The following is a 2,534-nucleotide window of genomic DNA, read 5'->3' as shown; positions in this document are numbered from 1 at the left end:
GGTGGGTCGGCGTCCTGATAGACCAGCGGGTTGCGGGAGCCGCCGATCCGTCGCGGAGCTCGGGTGACGTCGGGGGCGCGACGGCTCTCGGCGCGGGGCGCGGGCGTGTCGTGCGCCGGGGTGGGCGCCGGCACGCGCGCGGGCGCGGACACGGTCCCGGCCGGCGTGGTGGCGTCGGCCCCGGTCTCGGCATTGGTCTGGGCCCCGGCCTGGGCACCGGTCTGGGCGCCGGCGTCGGCACCGGTCTGGGCGCCGGCGTCGCCGGACAGCGCTGCCAGGCGCTGCTGCAGCTCCCGGCAGCGGGCGGTGGCCCGCGCGAAGTCGTCGCGTGCCCAAGCCAGTTCGACGTCAAGCGAGTCGGCGCCTCCCGGCGAGCGCCCTCGCTGGGCCTGCTGCTCTGTCAGCCGGGCGACAAGAAGCCTCGCCGACTCGCGCACCCGGCGCATCTCGTGCAGCCGCTCCCACACCCCTCGCGGCCCGTGGACCTCGGCGTCGACGAGTCGTACACAGGGTCGGTAGCAGCGGTGGAGCCGGGCCCGGTGCCGAGCGGCGACGTCCTGACCGCGCTGGGCGGCCACGTCCTGGAGCAGCGACTCCACCACGTCCCACGGTGGCACCTCCACGCCGTCGAGGCAGGCCGCGACGCCGCGCGGATCACGGCGGCGGAAGACGGCGTACCAGCCCTGGCCGGCGTCGAGCCCGGCGGTCAGCGCCCGCAGCTCGGCTTTGAACTCGTCGACTGGACCGGGGAGTTGACGCGTGCCGGTGCCCTCATGCATGCGGCCATCCCAGCAGGCTCGTGTTACGGCTGGTGTTACGGCAACGCTACGCGGCGTTACGTTCGGCTCCCGGGAGCCACTTCGGACCTGTCGGGGTCTCGATCCGGCCGCCGGGGCCGGATAGGCTCCCGCCCCATGGACGAGACGCTGCGCGGACTGTTGTTCGCCCCGGCGGGACTGGCGGTCGGGATCGCGGCGGGCTGGTGGCTCCGCGGCGCGTGGCGGCGTCGGCGGCAGCGAAGACGGCAGAGGTTCCTCGGCCTGCCGGCGCACGCCGAGTGCCTGATGGTCGTCGGCCCCGGCGGCGGTGAGGGCGAGGACGTCGCCCGTGACGACGTGTTCGCGCTTCTCGAGTTGGCCGCGCTGGTCGCCGACTGCGGCGCGCGCGGCCAGGTGGTCGCGGCCGACAGCGCACCTCAGGGCTTCGGCGAGCGTACCGAGTTCTGCGTCGGCGGCCCGGTGTCGAACCGGCGGGTGGCAGCCCATCTGCGGTCGCTGCTGCCGGGCGTGGTGGTCAGCGCGGACGCCGAGGACGGCAGGCTGCGCGGTACGTTCGCGGTCGGCTCGGAACGCTACCGGGTGGACGGGGGCGCGGCCGAGTACGTGCTACTCGCCCGGCTCACCGCCGGCGAGGGCAACCGGCCGGTCTTCCTCGTCTGCGGCCAGCGCCCGGTGACCCACCAGGCGGCGACCCGCTACCTGGCACGGCAACTCCCCCGGCTTCTCCGCCGATACGGCCCCGACGGCACGTTCTGCCTGCTGCTGAAGGTCGTCAACTCGCACGCGTACGGGCCGGACGTCGTCGAACTCGTCGCCGACGTCACCGACGCCGCCACCACCGAGCCCCCGCCGCCCGGTGCCGGTGAGGACGTCCCGGCCGTCGCCGCCAAGCGCGGCAGGAGCTGAGGCGGCTTCCCCCGGCCGGGGAGCTTCCGGAAACCGACCTAGGCCTCCGACGCCTCACCGTAGGTCTGGGAGAGTTCCGGCGAGCCCTCCAGCGCCCAGCGGTGGCCGACGTCCACCACGTCGATCTCGCGGCCCGCCGGAAGCCGCACCACCGGCTGGCCGTTGGGCCACAGATGCCAGTCGGCTCCCTTGAGCGTCCGCACCAGGACCGTTCCCAGGTACAGTCCGGCATCGTTGCCCAGCCACGGCAGCTCCTCCGGATCCTCACGCCAGCGCGGCAGCAACTGGTCCAGCGCCTCAAGGGACGTCGGGGAGTCGTCGAGCTCCACGCCGGACGCCGCCGCGCGGGCACGCAGCAGCTCGCACTCGGAGAGCAGATCGGTCAGACCCTCGCCCGCCTCGTCCCCGAGCACCGCCACCCCACGGGCCATACCGACCTTCTTGCGCCAGTTGTGCACAAATGAAAGCTTCATGCACTTCAGGGTCGCATCCCGACGCCGTTCGAGCCACCGTCCAAGACCCGGGCGCGTCACCGGGACTCGCAGCCCGGGCTGCGCATGTCCGTTGGCGGACGTGTGGCCCGACCGACACGTGGCCCGAGCGACACGTGGGCTTCGCGGAACCGCCTCCCGCCGGTAGGGGTTCCGCTGCTGTCATGGACGCGCCCGCCGCGCCTGCCGTGCGACCACCGAACCGGTGGTCGCGCGAAACGGTAGGCCGCCCGGCGCCGTTGGGGTAACCAGCACAGAGTCGGGCCCGCCGCGCCCGACCCGCCCGTGCCGTCGAAGGGACGCCGATGCGCCTTGGCCCTGTGAGCACCGTCGCCGCGCTGACCGTGCTCACCTCCTC

Annotated in this window: 2 protein-coding genes and 1 pseudogene; 1 reads left to right on the top strand and 2 read right to left on the bottom strand. The window is 74.2% G+C overall.

Annotation, left to right across the window (positions count from 1 at the left end; all coding sequences use genetic code 11):
* Positions 1–779, bottom strand: a pseudogene (locus FNX44_RS26020) (hypothetical protein); the annotation flags it as partial.
* Between the two features lie 135 nt (positions 780–914).
* Here FNX44_RS26020 and FNX44_RS26015 point away from each other — a divergent pair.
* Positions 915–1,685, top strand: coding sequence for a hypothetical protein (locus tag FNX44_RS26015; RefSeq protein WP_143651427.1), 771 nt, complete (start codon positions 915–917; stop codon positions 1,683–1,685).
* A 38-nt stretch (positions 1,686–1,723) separates the two neighbouring features.
* On the opposite strand, the gene FNX44_RS26010 is transcribed toward FNX44_RS26015, so the two are convergent.
* On the bottom strand, positions 1,724–2,158 hold the full coding sequence (locus tag FNX44_RS26010) for a DUF6278 family protein (RefSeq protein WP_143651426.1): 435 nt from the start codon (positions 2,156–2,158) through the stop codon (positions 1,724–1,726).
* Between the last annotated feature and the right edge of the window lie 376 nt (positions 2,159–2,534).

Source organism: Streptomyces alkaliterrae (genome assembly GCF_007097205.2).
In the GTDB taxonomy this organism is placed as follows: domain Bacteria; phylum Actinomycetota; class Actinomycetes; order Streptomycetales; family Streptomycetaceae; genus Streptomyces; species Streptomyces alkaliterrae.
This window is presented reverse-complemented; position numbering and strand designations above follow the sequence as displayed.

Coding starts and splice junctions, on each gene's coding strand:
- FNX44_RS26010 (WP_143651426.1), bottom strand. CDS start 2,158: ATGAAGCTTTCATTTGTGCACAACTGGCGCAAGAAGGTCGGTATGGCC.
- FNX44_RS26015 (WP_143651427.1), top strand. CDS start 915: ATGGACGAGACGCTGCGCGGACTGTTGTTCGCCCCGGCGGGACTGGCG.